We start from the raw sequence: 19,200 nt of genomic DNA on the forward strand, positions 1-19,200 counted from the left end.
ACATGTGTGGCATCGCAGGCACGTACCAATGGCCGGACGGGAAGGCCGTGACCGACCGGCTCACCGACGTCCTCGCCCACCGCGGTCCGGACGGGGCGGGCCGCTACAGCCACCCCGCCGGTGACGGCGAAGTCCACTTCGGGCACCGGCGGCTGGCCATCATCGACCTGTCCGGGACCGGCGCCCAGCCGATGGTCTCGGACGGCCTCGCCCTGACGTACAACGGCGAGCTGTACAACGCGCCAGAACTGCGGGCCGAGCTGACAGCCGCCGGGGCGCGCTTCCGCGGTACCTCCGACACCGAGGTGCTGCTGGAGGCATGGCGGCGCTGGGGCACGGACTGCCTGCCCCGGCTGCGCGGCATGTTCGCGTTCGGCATCTTCGACGAGCGCACCGGTGAGCTGGTGCTCGTCCGCGACCAGCTCGGCATCAAGCCGCTGTTCCTGCTGCGGCGCGGTGCGGGTCTGGTGTTCGCCTCCGAGCTCAAGGCGCTGGCCGCCGCCACCGGCGGGACGCTGGAGGTGGACCATGCGGCGCTGGTGGCCTCGCTGCTGTACTACTGGGTGCCGGACTCGCGCTGCGCGTTCCGCGAGGCGGAGAAGCTGCCGCCGGGGAGCTGGCTGCGCTGCCGGCCCGACGGCCGGGTGGAGCGCGGCCGGTACTGGAACCTGAAGGACGTCGCCGCCGAGGGCCGGGAGCGGGCCCGCAGCGGCGAGCAGCCGGACCTGGCGGCCATCGTCGAGGAGTCGACCCGGCGCCACCTGCTCTCCGACGTACCGGTGGCGACCTTCCTCTCCGGCGGTCTCGACTCCAGCTATCTGACCGCGCTGGCGGCCCGCCACCAGCCGGGGATCTCCGCGTACACGATCGGGTTCCGCGCCGAGGACGCCAGGTTCGAGGCGATGCCGGACGATCTGCGCTACGCCCGGCAGGTGGCCGCGCGGTTCGGCGTCAACCTGCACGAGATCGAGATCGCTCCGGACGTGCTCGACCTGCTGCCGCGGATGACGTACCACCTGGACGAGCCGATCGGCGATCCCGCCGCGATCAACACGTTCCTGATCTGCTCGGCCGCCCGGGAGGCCGGGGTCAAGGTGATGCTCTCGGGGATGGGCGCCGACGAGCTGTTCGCCGGGTACCGCAAGCACCTGGCCAACCTGCTCGCTTTGCGCTACCAGCGCGTCCCGCGGCCCCTGCGGCGCGGCCTGTCCAGGGCCGTGGACCGGCTGCCGGTCGCCACGTCCCGCCGGGGGTACCGGTCGGTGCGCTTCGCGAAGCGGTTCCTGTCCTTCGCCGATCTGCCGGAGGAGACCGCGTTCCGGCGCAGCTACACCATGTACGACCAGGACGAGCTGCTGGCCCTGGTCGATCCGGACCTGGCCGGGACGGTCGAGGACGTGCTGACCGAGCATGCCGACGTCTACCAGGACAACGACCTCGACGACTTCGTCAACCGCATGTGCCTGGGTGACGCCCGGATGTTCCTGCCGGGCCTGAACCTCGCCTACACCGACCGGTCGAGCATGGCCGCGTCGACCGAGGTGCGGGTGCCGTACGTGGACGTCGAGGTGGTCGAGGCGGCGTTCGCGGTGCCCGGCGACCGCAAGATCACCGGCCGGCAGGGCAAGGCCGTCCTCAAGGAGGCGGCCGCCTCGGTCCTGCCCCGGGAGATCGTGTACCGGCCCAAGGGCCTGTTCAGCGCCCCGCTGCGGGCCTGGATGAGCCGGGATTTGGCACCGCTGGTGCGCGAGGTGGTCAACGACGGCGTGCTCGTCCGTTCCGGGATCCTGCGCCGCGACGCGCTGGCGCGGATGGTCGCCGAGGACGCCGCCGGGCAGCGGGATTTCTCCAAGCATCTGTGGCACGTACTGACCCTTGAGTACTGGTATCGCGACGCGACCTCTGGGTCCGGTCAGAGCAATCGGTCAACGGCTTAGGAATTCAGAGGAGTTCGGGTGAAGCAGGTTGTACAGAACTACAAGAGCGGCGAGCTGGCGGTGCTCGACGTGCCGGTGCCGGGGTGCAAGCCGGGCGGTGTGCTGGTCCGCAGCGCCTACTCGCTGATATCCACCGGGACCGAGCTCATGAAGGTGTCCGAGGCCGGCATGTCGATGCTGGGCAAGGCCCGCTCCCGGCCGGACCAGGTGGCCAAGGTCATGCAGAGCGTGGCCACCAACGGGGTGCCCGCCACCTACCGCAAGGTGATGGGCAAGCTGGACTCCTACACGCCACTGGGCTACTCGCTGTGCGGGGTGGTCGAGCAGGTCGGCAGCGGGATCGACGATGTGGCGGTCGGCGACCTCGTGGCCTGCGCCGGCAACGAGCACGCGTTGCACGCCGAGCTGAACTGGGTGCCGAAGAACCTCTACGCCCCGGTGCCGGACGGCCTCGCGCCGCGGCACGCGGCCTTCGGCACCGTCGGGTCGATCGCGCTGCAGGGCGTCCGCCAGGGCGAACCGCAGCTCGGCGACGTGGCACTGGTCGTCGGCCTCGGGCTGATCGGGCAGCTGGTGGTGCAGCTGCTGGCCGCCTCGGGAGTCCGCGTCGTCGGGGCCGACCCCGACCCGGCGCGCTGCGAGCTCGCCGCGCGGCTGGGCGCCACGGCCTGTGGCGACCCCGCGTCCGCTGCCGTGGAGACCGCCGTCGCCGAACTCACCGGCGGTCACGGGGCGGACCAGGTGTACCTGGCCGCCGGCGGCGGCAGCAACCAGCCCGTCGAGCTGGCCGCCCGGCTGAGCCGGGACCGGGGCCGGGTCGTCGACATCGGCAAGTGCCGCCTGGACCTGCCGTGGAACGCGTACTACGAGAAGGAGCTCGACGTCCGGTTCTCCCGCTCGTACGGCCCCGGGCGCTACGACCCGGAGTACGAGCTGGAGGGGCGGGACTACCCGATCGGCTACGTGCGCTGGACCGAGCGCCGCAACCTGGGGTGTTTCCTCGATCTCCTCGCCCGTGGCCGCGTCGACGTGGCGCCCTTGGTCTCGCACGTCGCCGACTTCGATGACGCCGTCGAGACGTACCGGCGCCTGAAGGACGGTGACCTGAAGGCCGTGGCCGTGCTGTTCCGGTACCCCGGGCAGTCGGGGGAAGCGGAGGAAGCCGCGGCGCCGGTGGTGACCGTACCCGCGGCGAAGGTGCGGCGGACTCCGGCCCGGGCCGTCAGGACGCCGGTGCGCCTCGCGTTCGTCGGCGCGGGAAACTACGCGACGTCGATGCTGCTGCCACACCTGGCACAGCGCGACGGCGTGCAGTTGTCGACGGTCGTCACCACGACGGCGCTGTCCGCGGCCAACGCACAGCGGAAGTTCGGCTTCGACGGGGCGACCACCGACCTGGACGCCGTACTGGGCGACAAGTCCGTCGACGCGGTGTTCGTGGTCACCCGGCACAGCTCACACGCCGAACTGACCCGAAAAGCGCTGCTGGCGGGCAAGACCGTGTTCGTGGAGAAGCCCCTGGCCCTCACCGAGGACGAGCTGGCGGACGTGCTCACGGCGGTGGAGGAGTCCGGCAACGACCGGTTGCAGGTGGGCTTCAACCGCCGGTTCGCGCCGCTGCTCAACGAGGCCGGGAAGCGGTTCGGCGCCCGGAGCGGTCCGGCGAGCCTTCGCTATCTGGTCAACGCGGGGCGACTGCAGCACGGCAGCTGGTACCTCCGCCAGGGCACGGAGGGTTCGCGGTTCGCCGGCGAGGGCGGCCACTTCATCGACACGGCGAGCTGGCTGCTCGGGGCCGACCCGGTATCGGTGTACGCGGTCGCCTCGTCCGGCAATGAGGACCTCCAGGTCGTGCTCCGCTACCCGGACGGGTCCACCGCCACCATCAGCTACGTCACCAGCGGCCCGGCCGGCTTCCCCAAGGAGACCCTGGACCTGGTCGCGGACGGCAAGGCGCTGCGGTTCGACGACTTCCTCCGGGCCGCTGTCTACGACGGGCGCCGCAAGCGGTGGGTCAGATCGCGGCTGCCCAAGGCCCGGGACAAGGGCCAGAACGCCGAACTGGCCGCGTTCATCAAGGCCGTGCGGACCGGCGGGCCGATGCCGGTACCGCTGGAGTCGCTGGCCGCCACCACGGCGGCCACCCTCGCCGTGCCCGCGGCGCTGGCCGGCGGCGCGCCGGTGACGTTGGCGGGGTCGTGATGACCATGAACGCGGGCTGGTACCTGCGGCGGCTGTCCCGGATGGGACCGCGGGAGATCGGCGGCCGGGTGGGCGACGCGGTGCGCAGGCGCCGGTGGCGGTCGGCGCGGCCCGCCTGCCCGGGCGTGACCGGCGCCCGGTTCACCGCGGTACTGCCCGCCGGGACGATCGCCGCGGTACCGCCGGACGCCGCGAAACGCCTCGTCGCCGAGGCGGACCGGCTGATGTACGGGCACGCCGAGTTCTTCGGGGTGGTCCGTGACGATCTGACCGACCCGGACTGGTGGTACGACCCCAAGACCGGGCGCCGGGCTCCGTGGGGGTACGCCTTCGACGTGCCGTACCGGAACGAGGACGCGGTCGGGGACATCAAGCAGATCTGGGAGCTGTCCCGGCACCAGTACCTCACCGTGCTCGCTGCCGCCTACGCGGTCACCGGGCACGAGCGGTACGCCGAGCGGGTGGCCGCGCACCTGCGGTCGTGGTGGGCGGCCAACCCACCGCTGCGCGGTGTGCACTGGATCAGCGGCATCGAGCTGGGCATCCGGCTGCTCTCCTGGGTGTGGATCCGCCGGCTGCTCGACGGCTGGCCGGGCGCGGCCGGGCTGTTCGAGGACAATCCGGTGGCGCTGAACCAGATCTGGCACCACCAGCGCTGGCTGGCCGCCTTCCCCAGCCGGGGGTCTTCGGCGAACAACCACGTCATCGCCGAGGCCGCCGGGCAGTTCGCCGCGGCCTGCGCGTTCGGCTGGTTCCCCGCCTCGGCGCGCTGGCGGGCCGGCGCGCTGCGGTCGCTGGAGCGGCACCTGCGCGGCAACACCTTCCCCTCCGGCCTCAACCGCGAGCTGGCCACCGAGTACCACGGGCTCGTCCTGGAGCTCGGCCTGGCCGCGGTGGCCGAGGCGGACGCCGCGGGTGTGCCGGTCCCCGCGTCCATCCGCCTCGTGCTGCTGCGGATGACCGACGCGCTCGCGGCCATCGTGGACAACCGGCTGCGGCCGCCGCGCCAAGGTGACGCGGACGACGGTCACGGTCTGGTCGTGGACGGCGCGGGCACCGACCGCTGGGCCTCGCTGCTGGCCACCGGCGACGCCGTGTTCGGCCGGCTCGCCTGGTGGCCGGTGGTGACCGGCACCGATGTGCGCACCCCGCTGCTGGCCGCGCTCGTCCGGCCGTACGCGAAGGAGGGAACCGCGCCGGCCGTGGCCCGCCCGGCAAGCCGTCCGGGCCACTTCGCCGACGCGGGGCTCACCATCCTGCGCGGCCCGGGGGAAACAGGAGAGATCTGGTGCCGCTGCGACGGTGGTCCGCACGGCTTCCTGTCCATCGCCGCGCACGCCCACGCGGACGCGCTGTCGGTGGAGGTCCGGCACGACGGGGTCGACGTGCTCGCCGACCCGGGGACGTTCTGCTACCACGGGCAGCCCGAGTGGCGGCAGTACTTCCGGTCGACCCTCGGCCACAACACCGTGCAACTGGACGGCGGTGACCAGTCCGTCTCCGGCGGGCCGTTCCTGTGGACCCGGCATGCCCGCAGCCGCGTCCTGGTCGCGGACCCGTCCGGCGCCTCCGCCGGGGGAACGGCCCGCTGGTGTGCCGAGCACGACGGTTACCGGCCCTCTGTGCACCGCCGCCGGGTGGAGCTGACCGCCGCGAGCCAGGAGCTGCGGATCATCGACGAGGTGCGCGGTCCCCGTCGGAACGTACGCCTGGCGTTCCACCTCGGCCCGGCGATCGCCGCGGACCTGGTGGGGAACCGGGCGGTGCTCACCTGGATCCGGGACGGCGAGGGGCGCTCCGCGGTGCTCGACCTGCCGAGGCAGCTGTCCTGGCGGGCGCACCGCGGCGAGACCGGCCCTGACCCGAGCTCTTCGAGCAGGGAAAACCCCATGCTGGGCTGGTACTCCCCCGGCTTCGGGCGCAAGGAACCCACCACGACGCTGGTCGGCAGCGGCTTCGCCGACGGCACACGGGGGTTCACCACCGTCCTCAGGTTCCGCGGCCAGGGGGGCGCGTGGGGATCATGAGGCGGCACTGGGTGTGGACGGCGGCATTCCTGGCGCTGTCCCTGCCGGCGGCGACCGGCTGTGACGGCACCTCGGACGCCGGGGCGCAGCCGACCACCGCGCCGTTGTCCACGCCCGTGGCCCGGGTGTGCGCCAAGCCCGCGGCCGGGCCGGCGAAGGCGCCGGCGGGTGCGGTGACGGTCGATCCCGCGGTGGTCGGCGACCTGGCCGCGAAGACCCGGAGCAGCCCCCCGCACACCACGTTCTGGCTCCGGCCGGGCCGGCACAGGCTCGCCCCGGACCGCTACGCCCAGGTCGTCCCCAAGCAGGGGAACCGCTACCTCGGCGCGCCGGGCGCGGTGCTCGACGGCGGGAAGACGAACCAGTACGCGTTCGGCGGCGGCGCCCGTGACGTCGCCATCCGCCACCTGACCGTGCAGGGTTTCGTCGCGCCGCACGACGAGGGCGTGGTCAACCATGACTCGGCCGACGGGTGGGTGATCGAGCACGCGACGATCCAGCACAATTCCGGCGCCGGGCTGATGGCCGGTGCACGCCAGCGGGTCCGCGCCAGCTGTCTGCGCGGCAACGGTCAGTACGGCCTGAACGCGTACAAGGCCACGGGCCGTATCAGCGACCTGCTGGTCGAGGGCAACGAGATCGTCGGCAACAACACCGGCGACTGGGAGCGGCGGCAGAAGGGCTGCGGCTGCACGGGAGGCGTCAAGTTCTGGGCGGTCGACGGCGCCGACGTACGCGGCAACTGGGTGCACGACAACCGTGGGGCCGGGTTGTGGGCGGACACCAACAACAACGACTTCCGCATCGAGGACAACGTGCTGGAGGCCAACGACGGTGCCGCGCTGATCTACGAGACCAGCTACAACGCGGTGATCCGGAAGAACACGATCCGGCGGAACAACTGGGTCGAGGGCCGCAGGTACGCCGACCGCGGCGACACCTTCCCGTTCGCGACCGTCTACCTGTCCGAGTCCGGCGGCGAACCACGGGTCAAGGCCCGCACGGACAAGATCGACATCTACCGGAACGTGCTGGAGGACAACTGGTCCGGAATCACCCTGTGGGAGAACGCCGACCGGTTCTGCAACAGCCCGGCCAACACCTCGTCCGGCGACTGCACACTGCTGGTGCGGCACAGCGAGCGCTGCGTGCGCCCGGCGATCGCCACCGCACCGCTCTACGGCGACTGCCGGTGGAAGACCCAGCGGGTGGACATCCACGGCAACCGCTTCGTGCTGGACAAGTCCGTCGTCGAGTGCACGGAGAAGTGCGACCGGATGGCGGTGCTGGCCAACTACGGTACGTATCCGGACTGGTCGCCGTACCAGGGCGAGCGGGTGGCCGAGGCCATCACCCACAAACAGCACAACCGCTGGTACGACAACGTCTACCTCGGCCCCTGGCAATTCGTCGCCCACGACCCGAGCCGGGTGCTCGACTTCGGACAGTGGCAGAGCGCGCCCTACCAGCAGGACGCGGGCAGCACCCTCGACCCGCGGGCCGGTGGTTGAGGTGGGCGGGGACCTGCGGCACGGCGGACTGCCGGGCGGGCCGGAGACGGCGGACACGCGGCCCGGCGCCGGACCGCGCCCGGCCGGCACGCCGAAGCCCGTCGGGGTCGTCTGGGGACTGCTGGTCCTCAACACGCTCGGATCCGCCGGGGCGAAGACCATCATCCCGCTGCCCCGCTCCCTCATCCAGGTGGTCACCATGGGGGCGCTGGTCGCCGCGTTCGCGCTGGCGCTCGCGCTCAATCCCCGGCTGCGCATACGGGCCAGTGCCTTCCTGCTCCTGCTCACCCTGCTGCTGGTGCCGAGCGTGATCGCCAGCGTGCAACTGGAGTCGGGGTTGGGCGCGCTGTTCCGCTGCGCCCGGCTGGCGCTCTTCGTCGGCACGCTGTGGCTGCTCAGCCGCTGGTGGGACGGCAGCCCGTCGTTCGTCCGGCACCACATCCGGATGTACTTCGCGGTGCTCGGGTCGGTGGCCGCCGGCCTGGTCGCCTCACCGGGCGCGGCCCTGCCCGAGCTGTACGGCGGGCGGCTGGTCGGCGCGTTGTGGCCGCTCACGCCGCCGCAGATCGGCCAGTACGCCGCGGTGATCATCGGGCTCACCGTGCTGCTCGTGCTGGGCCGCCGGACCGACCGGCGCAGCGCGGCGGTCGTCATCGTGCCCTCGCTCGTCCTGCTCGCGCTGACCCATACCCGGACGGCCACGCTCGGCCTGTTCGCCGGACTGGCGTTGGCGATCGGCTCGCTCGTGCTGACCAGCGCCGCCGCCCGCCGGTTCTTCACCTGGGCGGTGCTGTGCGCCGCGGTGATCGCGGTGGGGTTCGCCTCCGCGCTCCGGGCGTGGTTCCTGCGCGGACAGAGCCAGGAGTACCTGACCAGCCTCACCGGCCGGGCCAAGGTCTGGGACGCCCTGCTGGCCGCGCCCCGGTCGATGGCGAAGGAGCTGTTCGGCGTGGGCCTGGGCGACAAGTCGTTCGGCGGGCTGCCGATCGACAACAGCTGGCTGGCCGTCTACCACGAGCAGGGGCTGACCGGCGTCGCCCTGGTGGCGGCGGTCGTCGTCGTGCTGGGCGGCGTCGCGCTGCTGCGGCCGCCGTCGCTGCCCAGGGCCTGCGCGATCTTCCTGATCAGCTACTGCGCGATCGCGTCGTACACCGAGTCCGGGCTGGGCGACGCCTCACCGTATCTGCTGCATCTGGCCGTGGCCGCGTCGCTCCTCGCGGCACCAGCAGCGGCCGGGCCCCGCGCGACGCCCGAAGCCCCACGACGACGTGTCCCGCGCTGGGCCCGGGATCCGGAGGTGACCTGAGCATGCACGTTCTGGTGGTGCACAACCGCTACTCGTCGGCGCAGCCGAGCGGGGAGAACAAGGTCGTCGACCAGGAGGCGGGGCTGCTGCGCGCGGCCGGCCACCGGGTCGAGGTGTTCGAGCGGCGCAGCGACGACATCGCCGCCCGGTCCCTGCCGGGCAAGGCCGCGGTGCCGCTGCTGGTGCCGTGGAACCCGGCGGTCCGCGCGGAGCTCGCCGCCCGGCTCCGCACCGTGCGCCCCGACGTGGTGCACATCCACAACGTCTTCCCGCTCCTGTCCCCCGCGGTGCTGGCCGCCTGTGCCGACGCCGGCGTGCCCGCGGTCGCCACGCTGCACAACTACACCCAGGTCTGCCCGCCCGGCACGCTCCAGCGGGACGGCCGGCCGTGCACCGAGTGCGTCGGCTCCGCGCCGCTGCCCGCCGTCCGGCACGGCTGCTACCGGAGTTCCCGGCTGGCGACGGTGCCGCTCGCGGTCAGCCTGTCGGTCAACCGGCGGCGGTGGTGGTCGGGCGTCACACGGTTCTTCTGCATCTCCGCGGCGCAGCGCGACGTCCTGGTACGGGCCGGCATGCCGGCCGAGCGGCTGGCGGTGAAGCACAACTTCGTGCCCGAACCGGACGCCCGCCGGTCGGGCGCCGGTGAGCATCTGCTGTACCTCGGCCGGCTCGCGGAGGCCAAGGGGGTGCGGCTGCTCATGGCCGCGTGGGACGAGATCGCCGCGAGCGGTGGGGTGGGCGTGCCGCTGGTGATCGCCGGCGCGGGGCCGCTGGAGCCGGAGGTGACCGCCTGGGCGAGGGGCCGGGACGACGTGCGGTACGTCGGCCTGTACGACCCGGCTCAGTGCCGGCGGGCCGTCGCGCGGTCGGTCGCCGTGGTGGCCCCCTCGACGTGGCTGGAGGCGTTCGGCCTGGTGGTCGTGGAGGCGATGGCGGCCGGGGTCCCGGCCGTCGCCGCCGGTCACGGGGCCTTCGTCGAACTCGTCGAGGACGGGGTGACCGGGTTGCTGCACCGGCCGGGCGAGTCCGCCTCGCTCGCGTCCTGCCTGCGCCGGATCACGACCGGGCCGGACCGCAACCGGGAGCTGGGCCGGGCGGCCCGGCGCCGCTACGAGCAGGGGTTCAGCCCGGCCGTCGGGCTGGAGCGCCTGGTGGAGGGGTACCGCTCCGCGATCGCGGAGCGGACGAAGACATTGGGGGGCAGTACATGACACGGTGCCGACTCTGCGGCTCGGAAGCGATGGCGAGCGTCGTCGACCTCGGGACGACGCCGCCCTGTGAGAGCTTCCTCGCCGCGGACCAACTGGACCGGCCGGAGCCGACGTACCCGCTGCATCTGCGGGTCTGCACCGGCTGCTGGCTGGCGCAGATTCCCCCGCTGATCACGCCGGAGGAGACGTTCAAGGAGTACGCGTACTTCTCCTCGTACTCGACGTCCTGGGTCGAGCACGCGCGGACGTTCGTCGACGACGCCGTGCGGCGGCTGGGGCTCGGCTCCGAGGGCCGGGACGCCTTCGTGGTCGAGGTCGCCAGCAACGACGGCTACCTGCTGAAACACCTGGTGGACCGGGGCATCCGCTGCCTCGGCATCGAGCCGTCGGTGAACGTCGGCGCCGCGGCGCGGGACGCGGGCGTGCCCACGCTCACGGAGTTCCTGGGCCCGGACACCGGCTCGGCCGTCCGGGAGGAGCACGGCCCGGCGGACCTGGTCGTGGCCAACAACGTGTACGCGCACATCCCCGACGTGGTCGGGTTCACCCGGGGGCTGCGCGCCCTGGTCGCCGACGACGGCTGGGTCTCCATCGAGGTGCAGCACCTGCTGACCCTGATCGAGGAGAACCAGTACGACACGATCTACCACGAGCACTTCCAGTACTACACGGTCGCCTCCGCGATCCGGGCCCTGGCGAGCGGCGGACTCGCGCTCGTGGACGTCGAGCTGCTGCCCACGCACGGCGGCTCCATCCGGCTGTGGGCCCGGCCGGCCGAGGTGGCCGGTGAGCCGTCCCGGAAGGTGGCCGACGTACTGGCCCGGGAGAAGGCCGCCGGGCTCCAGGAGCTGTCCGGGTACACCGAGTTCTCCGCCCGGGTGGCCAAGGTGCGCCGGGACCTGCTGCGGTTCCTCGTCGAGGCGGCCGAGCGCGGCGAGACGGTCGTCGGCTACGGCGCCCCGGGCAAGGGCAACACCCTGCTCAACCACTGCGGCATCCGGCCCGACCTGCTCCCGTACACCGTCGACCGCAACCCCTACAAGCACGGCAGGTTCACCCCGGGCACCCGCATCCCGGTCCTGCCGCCCGAGCGGATCGCCGCCGACAAGCCGGACTACGTGCTCGTCCTCCCGTGGAACCTGCGGGAGGAGCTGGTCGAGCAGCTGTCCTTCGTGCACGCCTGGGGCGGCCGGCTGGTCTTCCCCATCCCGGAACTGAGCATTGTCGAGGTCAAGCCATGAAGGTCGTTCTGTTCTGCGGCGGTTACGGGATGCGGATGCGCAGCGGTGCCGCGGACGACGTGCCCAAGCCGATGGCGATGGTCGGCCCGCGGCCGCTGATCTGGCACGTCATGCGCTACTACGCGCATTTCGGGCACACGGAGTTCATCCTGTGCCTCGGGTACGGGGCCCATCACATCAAGGACTTCTTCCTCAACTACGAGGAGACGGCGTCCAACGACTTCGTCCTGCGGGGCGGGCGGACCGAACTGCTGTCCACCGACATCGCGGACTGGACGATCACGTTCACGCAGACCGGAATCGAGTCACCGATCGGGGAACGGCTGCGCCGGGTACGGCACCACCTGGACGGTGACGAGATGTTCCTCGCCAACTACGCCGACGTGCTCACCGACGCCCCGCTGCCGGAGATGATCGAGAATTTCGCCCGGCGGGACGCCGGCGCGTCGATGATGGTGGTGCCGCCGCAATCCTCGTTCCACTGCGTGGATCTGGGTGAGGACGGCCTGGTGGGCGGCATCACGGCGGTGAGCGAACTGCCGCTGTGGGAGAACGGCGGTTACTTCGTGCTCCGCCAGGAGGTCTTCGACCACATCCCGGAGAACGGGGACCTGGTCGCCGACGGGTGCGCCCAACTGGCCAAGCGCGGGCGGCTGGTGGCGCACCGGCACCGCGGCTTCTGGAAGCCGACCGACACCGTGAAGGAGCGGGCCGCGCTCGACGCCGCCTACGCCCGGGGCGACCGGCCGTGGGCCGTGTGGGAACGGGACGGCGCGGGGGTGGGCGCGTGATCGGGCTCGGCACCGGGCGCCTGGACCGCATCGTCGCGGTGGGCGCGCACTGCGACGACATCGCCATCGGCGCCGGCGGCACGCTGCTGACGATGTGCCTCGCGCGGCCGGGTGTCCGCATCGACGCACTGGTGCTCTCCGGCGGTGGCAGCGAGCGGGAGCAGGAGGAGCAGGCCGCGCTCACCGCCTTCTGCCCGGGCGCCGACCTGCGGCTGACCGTGCTCAAACTGCCGGACGGCCGGCTGCCGGCGCACTGGGAGGAGGCCAAGGCGGCGGTCGAGGAACTGCGCGGGCAGAGCGAGCCGGACCTGGTCCTGGCGCCCCGTACCGATGACGCGCACCAGGATCACCGCAGCCTGGCGAAGCTGGTGCCCAGCGCATTCCGCGACCACCTCGTACTGGGCTACGAGATCGTCAAATGGGACGGCGATCTCGGCCGGATGGCGGCGTACCAGCCGCTGTCGCCGGAGATCGCCGAACAGAAGGTACGGCTGCTACAGGAGCACTACCCCTCGCAGCGGCACCGGCCCTGGTACGACCGGGAGGCCTTCCTCGGGCTGGCGCGGATCCGCGGCATCGAATGCCACGCGCGCTACGCCGAGGCGTTCGCCGTCACCAAACTCACGCTGAATCTCGGCACTTCCACTCTGGGGGAATGAACCTTGCGCGTACTGCTCACCGGGCACCAGGGCTACCTGGGCACCGTCATGGCCCCGGTCCTCTCGGCCGCCGGGCACGACGTCGTCGGCCTGGACTCCGGCCTGTTCGCCGACTGCGTCCTCGGCCCGGCGCCCGCCGACCCTCCGGGACACCGGGTGGATCTGCGCGACGTCACAGCGGAACACGTGGCCGGCGTGGACGCCGTGATCCACCTGGCCGCCCTGTCCAACGACCCGCTGGGATCGCTGGCGCCGGAACTCACCTACGACATCAACCACCACGCCTCCGTACGCCTTGCACGGCTGGCCCGCGACGCCGGAGTGCGGCGCTTCCTGTACGCGTCGACCTGCTCCGTCTACGGCGCCGCGGGCGGCGACGAGCTGGTGACCGAGGACGCCCCGCTGCGCCCGGTGACGCCGTACGCGGAGTCCAAGGTGCGGGTGGAGGACGACCTGCATGCGCTGGCCGACGGCGACTTCAGCCCGGTCTTCATGCGCAACGCCACCGCCTTCGGCCACTCCCCCCGGCTGCGCGCCGACATCGTGCTGAACAACCTGGTGGGTCATGCGTTCCTCTCCGGCGAGGTGCTGGTGCTCTCCGACGGCACGCCCTGGCGCCCGCTGGTGCACGCCGCCGACATCGCACGGGCCTTCTCGGCCACGCTGACCGCGCCGCGTGGGGCGGTGCACGACCGGGCGTTCAACATCGGCAGCGAGATCAACAACGTCACGGTCGCCGAGATCGCCGAGCAGGTCGCCGAGGCGGTGTCCGGCGCGCAGGTGGTGATCACCGGGGAGACCGGTGCCGACCCGCGGTCGTACCGGGTGGACTTCTCCCGGTTCCGCGCCGCGGTGCCCGGCTTCGACTGCGAGTGGACGGTGAAGCAGGGCGCGCTCGAACTCGCCGACGCCTACCGGCGACACGGGCTGACCCGGGAGGGCTTCGAGCGGCGCTTCACCCGCCTCGCCGTGCTGCGCGCGGCGTCCGAGGCCGGTGCCGTGGACGACACTCTGCGGTGGCGCCGATGACCGCGCCGGGCCGACAGCCGGCGGCCCCGCCCGGCGAGGAGATGTACGCGCTGGTGGAGCGGCTGTACCCGCTGTGCCGCAGCATCACCGGCGACGGAGTGCGCGCCACCCTGGACATCGTCGGCGAGTACCTCCCCCTCCAGGTGCACGAGGTACCGACCGGGACGCAGGTGCTCGACTGGACGGTCCCCCAGGAGTGGAACATCCGGGACGCGTACATCGCCGACAGCACCGGCCGCCGGGTCGTCGACTTCGCCGCCTCCAGCCTGCACGTGCTCGGCTACAGCATCCCGGTGGCGGCGACCATGCCACTCGCCGAGCTGCGCGGACATCTGCACACCCTGCCGGAGCACCCGGGCTGGGTACCGTACCGCACCAGTTACTACAAGCCGGAATGGGGCTTCTGCCTGGCCCAGGAGACCCTGGACGCGATGCCGGACGGCGACTACGAGGTGCGCATCGACTCGACCCTCGCCGACGGCCACCTCACCTACGCCGAGCACGTGGTCCCCGGGCAGGTCCCCGACGAAGTAATCGTCTCCTGTCACGTCTGCCACCCGTCGCTGGCCAACGACAACCTGGCCGGCCTCGCGGTGGCGACGTTCCTGGCCCGGTCGCTGGCGGAGCGGACGCCGTACTACACGTACCGGTTCCTGTTCGCGCCCGGCACCATCGGGGCGATCACCTGGCTGGCCCGCAACGCGGAGCGGGTGGGCCGGGTCGGGCACGGCCTGGTGCTGGCCTGCGCCGGGGACCGGGGCGGGCTGACGTACAAGCGGAGCAGGCGCGGCGACGCGGAGATCGACCGGGTGATGCGGTATGTGCTGGCCTCCTCCGGACGCCCGCACCGCATCACCGAGTTCACGCCGTACGGCTACGACGAGCGGCAGTTCTGCTCCCCCGGGTTCGACCTCGGCGTGGGCTCGCTCACCCGGACCCCCTACGCGGGCTATCCCGAGTACCACACCTCGGCGGACAACCTGGACTTCGTCTCCCCGGAGGCGATGGCCGACACCCTCGCCGTCTGCCGCGAGGCGTTCGCCGTCCTCGACCGCAACCGGCAGTACGTCAACCTCAGCCCTTACGGCGAACCGCAGTTGGGCCGCCGGGGGCTGTACGACGCGGTCGGCGGCCGCAGCGACACCAAGCAGGCCCAGCTGGCGATGCTCTGGGTGCTCAACCTCTCCGACGGCGAGCACCGTCTGCTCGACATCGCCGAGCGGTCCGGGCTGCCCTTCGAGGCCGTCGCCGCCGCGGGCGACGCCCTGCACGGCGCCGGGCTGATCAAGGCATGACGCCCATGTCCACCGAGGGGAAGAAGACGGGCCCGAAGGCCGCGGCCGCCAAGCGGGCCCTCGTCGGGCGGCTGTCCTGGGGACTGGCCGACCAGGCGGCCTCCAGCGTGTCCAACTTCGTGGTGGGCATCTACGTGGCACGGTCGCTGGGGGTGACCGCGTTCGGCGTGTTCAGCCTCGCCTGGGTGACCTACGGCGTGGTGCTCAACGTCTCCCGCGGCCTGACCACCGACCCCCTCATGGTGCGCTTCAGCGGCGTGCCGGACGCGTCGTGGCGCGGGGCGGTGGCCCGGTCGTCGGGTACCGCGCTCGGCGTCGGCGCCGCCCTCGGCACGGCGTGCCTGGTGGTCGGCCTCGGCGTCGGCGGCCGGGTGGGGCCCGCGTTCGCCTGCCTCGGCGTCGTCCTGCCCGGGCTGCTGCTGCAGGACGCCTGGCGGTTCGCGTTCTTCGCCGCGGGCACCGGGCGGAAGGCGTTCGTCAACGACCTGGTGTGGGGCGTCGCGCTCGTCCCGGCCATGGTGGTGGCGGCCCGCGTGGGCAGCGTGTCCGCTTTCGTACTCGCCTGGGGCGGGTCCGCCGCGGTGGCGGCGCTGTACGGCTGCTTCCAGTCCGGAATCCGGCCCCACCTGACCGGTGCGCGCGAGTGGCTTCGTACGCACCGCGACCTCGGCTACCGGTACCTGGTCGAGAACGTCAGCAACAGCGGCGCGAGCCAGCTGCGGGCGTACGGGCTCGGCGCGATCGTCGGGGTCGGCGCGGTGGGTGTGGTCCGCGGCGCCGAACTGCTGCTGGGGCCGTTCATGGCCGTGCTGATGGGGCTGTCTCTCGTCACCGTCGCGGAGGCGGCACGGGTGCTGCGGCGTGCCCCGCACCGCCTCGGCACCTTCTGCCTCCTGCTGGGCGGCGGGCAGGCCGCCGCCGCGCTGCTGTGGGGCGGGGTGCTGCTGCTCGTGCCCCACCAGTTCGGCGAGCTGGTGCTCGGCGGTGTCTGGAACTCGGCCTCGGAGCTGATCGTGCCGGTCACGCTCGGTGTCGCGGGCGCGGGACTCGGCACCGGCGCGGCGGCCGGTCTGCGGGCGCTCGGCGCGGCCCTGCGCAGCCTGCGCAGCCAGCTGTTCGCCTCCGCCTGTTACGTCACCGGCGGGCTCGGCGGGGCGGCCGTGGCCGGCACGGCCGGCTCGGCCTGGGGCGTCGCCGCCGCGACGGTCTGCGGCTCGGCCGTGTGGTGGCTGCACCTGCGGTCCGCCCTGCGCGAGCGCCACCCCTTGAATCCGATCCGCGAAGTGAGGACGTCATGACCGCGCAACCCCGGCTCAGTATCGGTCTGCCCGTGTACAACGGCGAGGAGTACCTCGCCGAGTCGCTCGACGCCCTGCTCGGCCAGACCTACGGGGACTTCGAGCTGGTCATCTCCGACAACGCCTCGACCGACGGGACCCAGGACATCTGCCGCAAGTACGCCGCGCGGGACTCCCGTATCAGGTACCTCCGGCTGCCCCGGAACATCGGCGCCGCGCCGAACCACAACCACGTGTTCACCCAGTGCCGCGGCGAGCTGTTCAAGTGGGCCTCGCACGACGACCTGTACGCCCGCGACCTGCTGCGGCGCTGCGTTCAGGCGCTGGACGAGCGGCCCGACGTGATCCTCGCGCACGCCGACCAGGCGGTCATCGACGAAGACGGCCGGGTGAAGGTCCCGTACGCGTACACGCTCGCCACCGCCTCGCCGCACGCGCCGGAGCGCTTCCGCAGCCTGCTGTTCGAACCCGGTGGCGACGACTTCTACGGGGTGATGCGGGCCGACGTGCTGCGCCGGGTGCGGCCGCACGACAGCTACCACCACGCGGACCGCACGTTCGTCGCCGAGATCGCCCTGCACGGGCCCTTCCACCAGGTGCCGGAGCTGCTGTACTTCCGCCGCGACCACCCCACCCGCGCCGAGCGGGCAAACCCGTCCAAACGTTCCCGGTGCGTCAACCTGGACCCGCGCCGGGCAGGCCCGCTGCACCCGACGCCCCGGCTGCTCGCCGAGTACGTCTGGGGCTTCGTCGCGGCGGTCCGGCGGGCTCCGCTGTCCCCGGCCGACCGGCGCGCCTGCTACCGCCACCTGGCCGCGTGGATGACCAGCCGGGCCCGGCCGGGCGCCGGTGAGCGGGTCGAGGACCGCGCCCCGGTCGACCCGGCCGAGCTCACCGTCTCCGTGGACGCCCTCGTCGCCGGGCGTGCGGGGCGGCGGGCATGAAGACCGCACCACAGGTCGGGATCTTCGGCCTGCTCGGCTCCGGCAACCTCGGCAACGACGGATCGCTGGAGGCCGTGCTCGGGTACCTCCGCGCCGAGCACCCGGAGGCGGTCGTGGACGCGTTGTGCGGCGGCCCCCGGGTCGTCGCCTCCCGGTACGGGATTCCCGCGACGCGGCTGCACTGGTACCGCGGGGAGTACCGGACCGCGTCGCGTGCGGGCGCGATCGCGGCGAAGGGGCTGGGCAAACTCATCGACGCCGCCCGCACCGCCGCCTGGGTACGCCGGCACGACGTGGTGATCGTGCCGGGCATGGGCGTCCTGGAGGCCACGCTGCCGCTGCGGCCGTGGGGCTTCCCGTACTCGCTGTTCCTGCTCTGCGCGAGCGGCCGGCTGTTCGGGACCCGGGTGGCACTGGTCGGCGTCGGCGCCGCCCCGATCGGCGACCGGCCGACCCGGGCCCTGGTGCGCTGGTCGGCGCGGCTGGCCGCGTACCGGTCGTACCGGGACACGCTGTCCCGCGACGCGATGCGGGCGATGGGCGTGGACACCGCGCGCGACAAGGTCTACCCGGACCTCGCGTTCGCCCTGCCGACGCCATCTGCGGGCACCCCCTCGGGCGCGGTCTGCGTCGGTGTCATGGACTTCCACGGCGGCAACGACGACCGGGCCCACGCCGACGAGATCCACCGCCGCTACCTCGAAGGAACGACCCGTTTCGTGCGTGCGCTGGTCGCGGAGGGCCGACCGGTCCGGCTGCTGACCGGCGACGAGTGTGACGCGCCGGTGGCCGCCGCGATCGTCGAAGCGGTGGACTCGCCCCTGGTCACGGCTGCCGAAGCGGCCTCCCTCGCCGACCTGATGAAGGAGACGGCGGCCGCCGACGCCGTGGTGGCCACCCGCTACCACAACCTCATCTGCGCACTGAAGGCCGGCACGCCCACGCTCGCCCTCAGTTACGCGGCGAAGAGCGACGCGCTCATGGCGAGGATGGGCCTCGGCGCCTACTGCCATCCGGCCCGCGAGGTCGACGCCGACCGGCTCCTCGACCAGTTCCGGGAGTTGGAGAAGCGATCGGCGGAGATACGGCGGGCCCTCGCCGAGCGGAACGAGGACGCCGCGCGGCAACTCGCCCACCAGTTCACCGCCTTGACCAGGGACCTGTTCAAGGCCACCGCCCGGCAGGAGACTCCATGAAAGCGACCGAAGTCCCGGACATCCAGGGCGCTTACCTCTTCGAGCCGACGCCGTACGCCGACGAGCGCGGCTTCTTCTGCCGTACCTTCGACGCCGACGTGGTCCGCTCGGTGGGCCTCGACCCGAACGCCTTCATCCAGGACAGCGTTTCCCGTTCGGCCCGCGGCGTGCTGCGCGGCCTGCACCTGCGCTCCGGAGCCGGCGAGGCCAAGCTGGTGCGGTGCTCGTACGGGAAGATCTTCGACGTCGTCGTGGACCTGCGGCCGGACTCACCGACCTACCGCAACCGGGCCTTCTTCGAGCTGTCCGGCGACACGCAGACGACCTTGTACATCCCGGCGGGGTGCGCACACGGATTCCAGTCGCTGACCGGTCCCGCCGACACCTCGTACCGCATCGACCGCCCGCACGATCCGGCCGAGGACGTGACGGTCGCCTTCGACGACCCGGAGCTGGCCATCCCCTGGCCGTTGCCGGTCACATCGATGTCCCGGCGGGACCGGGAGGCGCCGAGCCTCGCCGAGGCCCTGAAGCAGAAGGAAAGGTGAGATCG

General features: G+C 72.5%; 15 protein-coding genes. All 15 read left to right on the plus strand.

Annotated elements, in window-relative coordinates:
• The first annotated feature begins 2 nt into the window (after positions 1-2).
• From asnB to ACH4FX_RS31995, 15 genes are read left to right on the plus strand one after another with little or no spacing between them, the layout of a single operon-like run.
• Positions 3-1,937, plus strand: a complete 1,935-nt coding sequence (gene asnB, locus ACH4FX_RS31925) for an asparagine synthase (glutamine-hydrolyzing) (protein WP_398484861.1) — start codon at positions 3-5, stop codon at positions 1,935-1,937.
• Between the two features lie 18 nt (positions 1,938-1,955).
• Positions 1,956-4,139, plus strand: coding sequence for a bi-domain-containing oxidoreductase (locus tag ACH4FX_RS31930; protein WP_398484863.1), 2,184 nt, complete (start codon positions 1,956-1,958; stop codon positions 4,137-4,139).
• Complete coding sequence (locus tag ACH4FX_RS31935; protein WP_398484865.1) at positions 4,139-6,166, plus strand: alginate lyase family protein; 2,028 nt, start codon at positions 4,139-4,141, stop codon at positions 6,164-6,166. The genes ACH4FX_RS31930 and ACH4FX_RS31935 overlap by 1 nt, the downstream gene beginning before the upstream one ends.
• Positions 6,154-7,677 carry a right-handed parallel beta-helix repeat-containing protein gene (locus ACH4FX_RS31940; protein WP_398484867.1) on the plus strand — a complete coding sequence of 508 codons (1,524 nt, stop codon included), beginning with the start codon at positions 6,154-6,156 and terminating at the stop codon, positions 7,675-7,677. The genes ACH4FX_RS31935 and ACH4FX_RS31940 overlap by 13 nt, the downstream gene beginning before the upstream one ends.
• 1 nt (position 7,678) lies before the next feature.
• Positions 7,679-8,983 carry an O-antigen ligase family protein gene (locus tag ACH4FX_RS31945; RefSeq protein WP_398484975.1) on the plus strand — a complete coding sequence of 435 codons (1,305 nt, stop codon included), beginning with the start codon at positions 7,679-7,681 and terminating at the stop codon, positions 8,981-8,983.
• A 2-nt stretch (positions 8,984-8,985) separates the two neighbouring features.
• On the plus strand, positions 8,986-10,194 hold the full coding sequence (locus tag ACH4FX_RS31950; protein WP_398484869.1) for a glycosyltransferase: 1,209 nt from the start codon (positions 8,986-8,988) through the stop codon (positions 10,192-10,194).
• Positions 10,191-11,435 (plus strand): class I SAM-dependent methyltransferase, encoded by a 1,245-nt coding sequence (locus tag ACH4FX_RS31955; protein WP_398484871.1) that lies wholly within the window; start codon positions 10,191-10,193, stop codon positions 11,433-11,435. Before ACH4FX_RS31950 ends, ACH4FX_RS31955 begins: the two co-directional genes overlap by 4 nt.
• A complete protein-coding gene (locus ACH4FX_RS31960; RefSeq protein ID WP_398484872.1) occupies positions 11,432-12,226 on the plus strand; it encodes a glucose-1-phosphate cytidylyltransferase in 795 nt (264 codons plus the stop codon). Before ACH4FX_RS31955 ends, ACH4FX_RS31960 begins: the two co-directional genes overlap by 4 nt.
• Positions 12,223-12,885 (plus strand): PIG-L deacetylase family protein, encoded by a 663-nt coding sequence (locus tag ACH4FX_RS31965; RefSeq protein WP_398484874.1) that lies wholly within the window; start codon positions 12,223-12,225, stop codon positions 12,883-12,885. Before ACH4FX_RS31960 ends, ACH4FX_RS31965 begins: the two co-directional genes overlap by 4 nt.
• 3 nt (positions 12,886-12,888) lie before the next feature.
• Positions 12,889-13,914 (plus strand): NAD-dependent epimerase/dehydratase family protein, encoded by a 1,026-nt coding sequence (locus ACH4FX_RS31970; RefSeq protein WP_398484876.1) that lies wholly within the window; start codon positions 12,889-12,891, stop codon positions 13,912-13,914.
• On the plus strand, positions 13,911-15,209 hold the full coding sequence (locus ACH4FX_RS31975; protein WP_398484878.1) for a DUF4910 domain-containing protein: 1,299 nt from the start codon (positions 13,911-13,913) through the stop codon (positions 15,207-15,209). The genes ACH4FX_RS31970 and ACH4FX_RS31975 overlap by 4 nt, the downstream gene beginning before the upstream one ends.
• Positions 15,206-16,507, plus strand: coding sequence for a hypothetical protein (locus ACH4FX_RS31980; protein ID WP_398484880.1), 1,302 nt, complete (start codon positions 15,206-15,208; stop codon positions 16,505-16,507). The genes ACH4FX_RS31975 and ACH4FX_RS31980 overlap by 4 nt, the downstream gene beginning before the upstream one ends.
• Positions 16,504-17,451, plus strand: coding sequence for a glycosyltransferase family 2 protein (locus tag ACH4FX_RS31985; protein WP_398484881.1), 948 nt, complete (start codon positions 16,504-16,506; stop codon positions 17,449-17,451). The genes ACH4FX_RS31980 and ACH4FX_RS31985 overlap by 4 nt, the downstream gene beginning before the upstream one ends.
• Positions 17,448-18,647: a polysaccharide pyruvyl transferase family protein gene (locus ACH4FX_RS31990; protein ID WP_398484883.1), complete on the plus strand. Its 1,200-nt coding sequence runs from the start codon at positions 17,448-17,450 to the stop codon at positions 18,645-18,647. Before ACH4FX_RS31985 ends, ACH4FX_RS31990 begins: the two co-directional genes overlap by 4 nt.
• The gene (locus ACH4FX_RS31995; protein ID WP_398484885.1) at positions 18,644-19,195 is read left to right on the plus strand and encodes a dTDP-4-dehydrorhamnose 3,5-epimerase family protein; all 552 of its coding nucleotides are present in this window, start codon (positions 18,644-18,646) and stop codon (positions 19,193-19,195) included. The genes ACH4FX_RS31990 and ACH4FX_RS31995 overlap by 4 nt, the downstream gene beginning before the upstream one ends.
• Positions 19,196-19,200: the final 5 nt, after the last annotated feature.

Origin of the sequence: Streptomyces sp. NPDC018019, from assembly GCF_044327805.1 — a bacterium.
GTDB lineage: Bacteria > Actinomycetota > Actinomycetes > Streptomycetales > Streptomycetaceae > Streptomyces.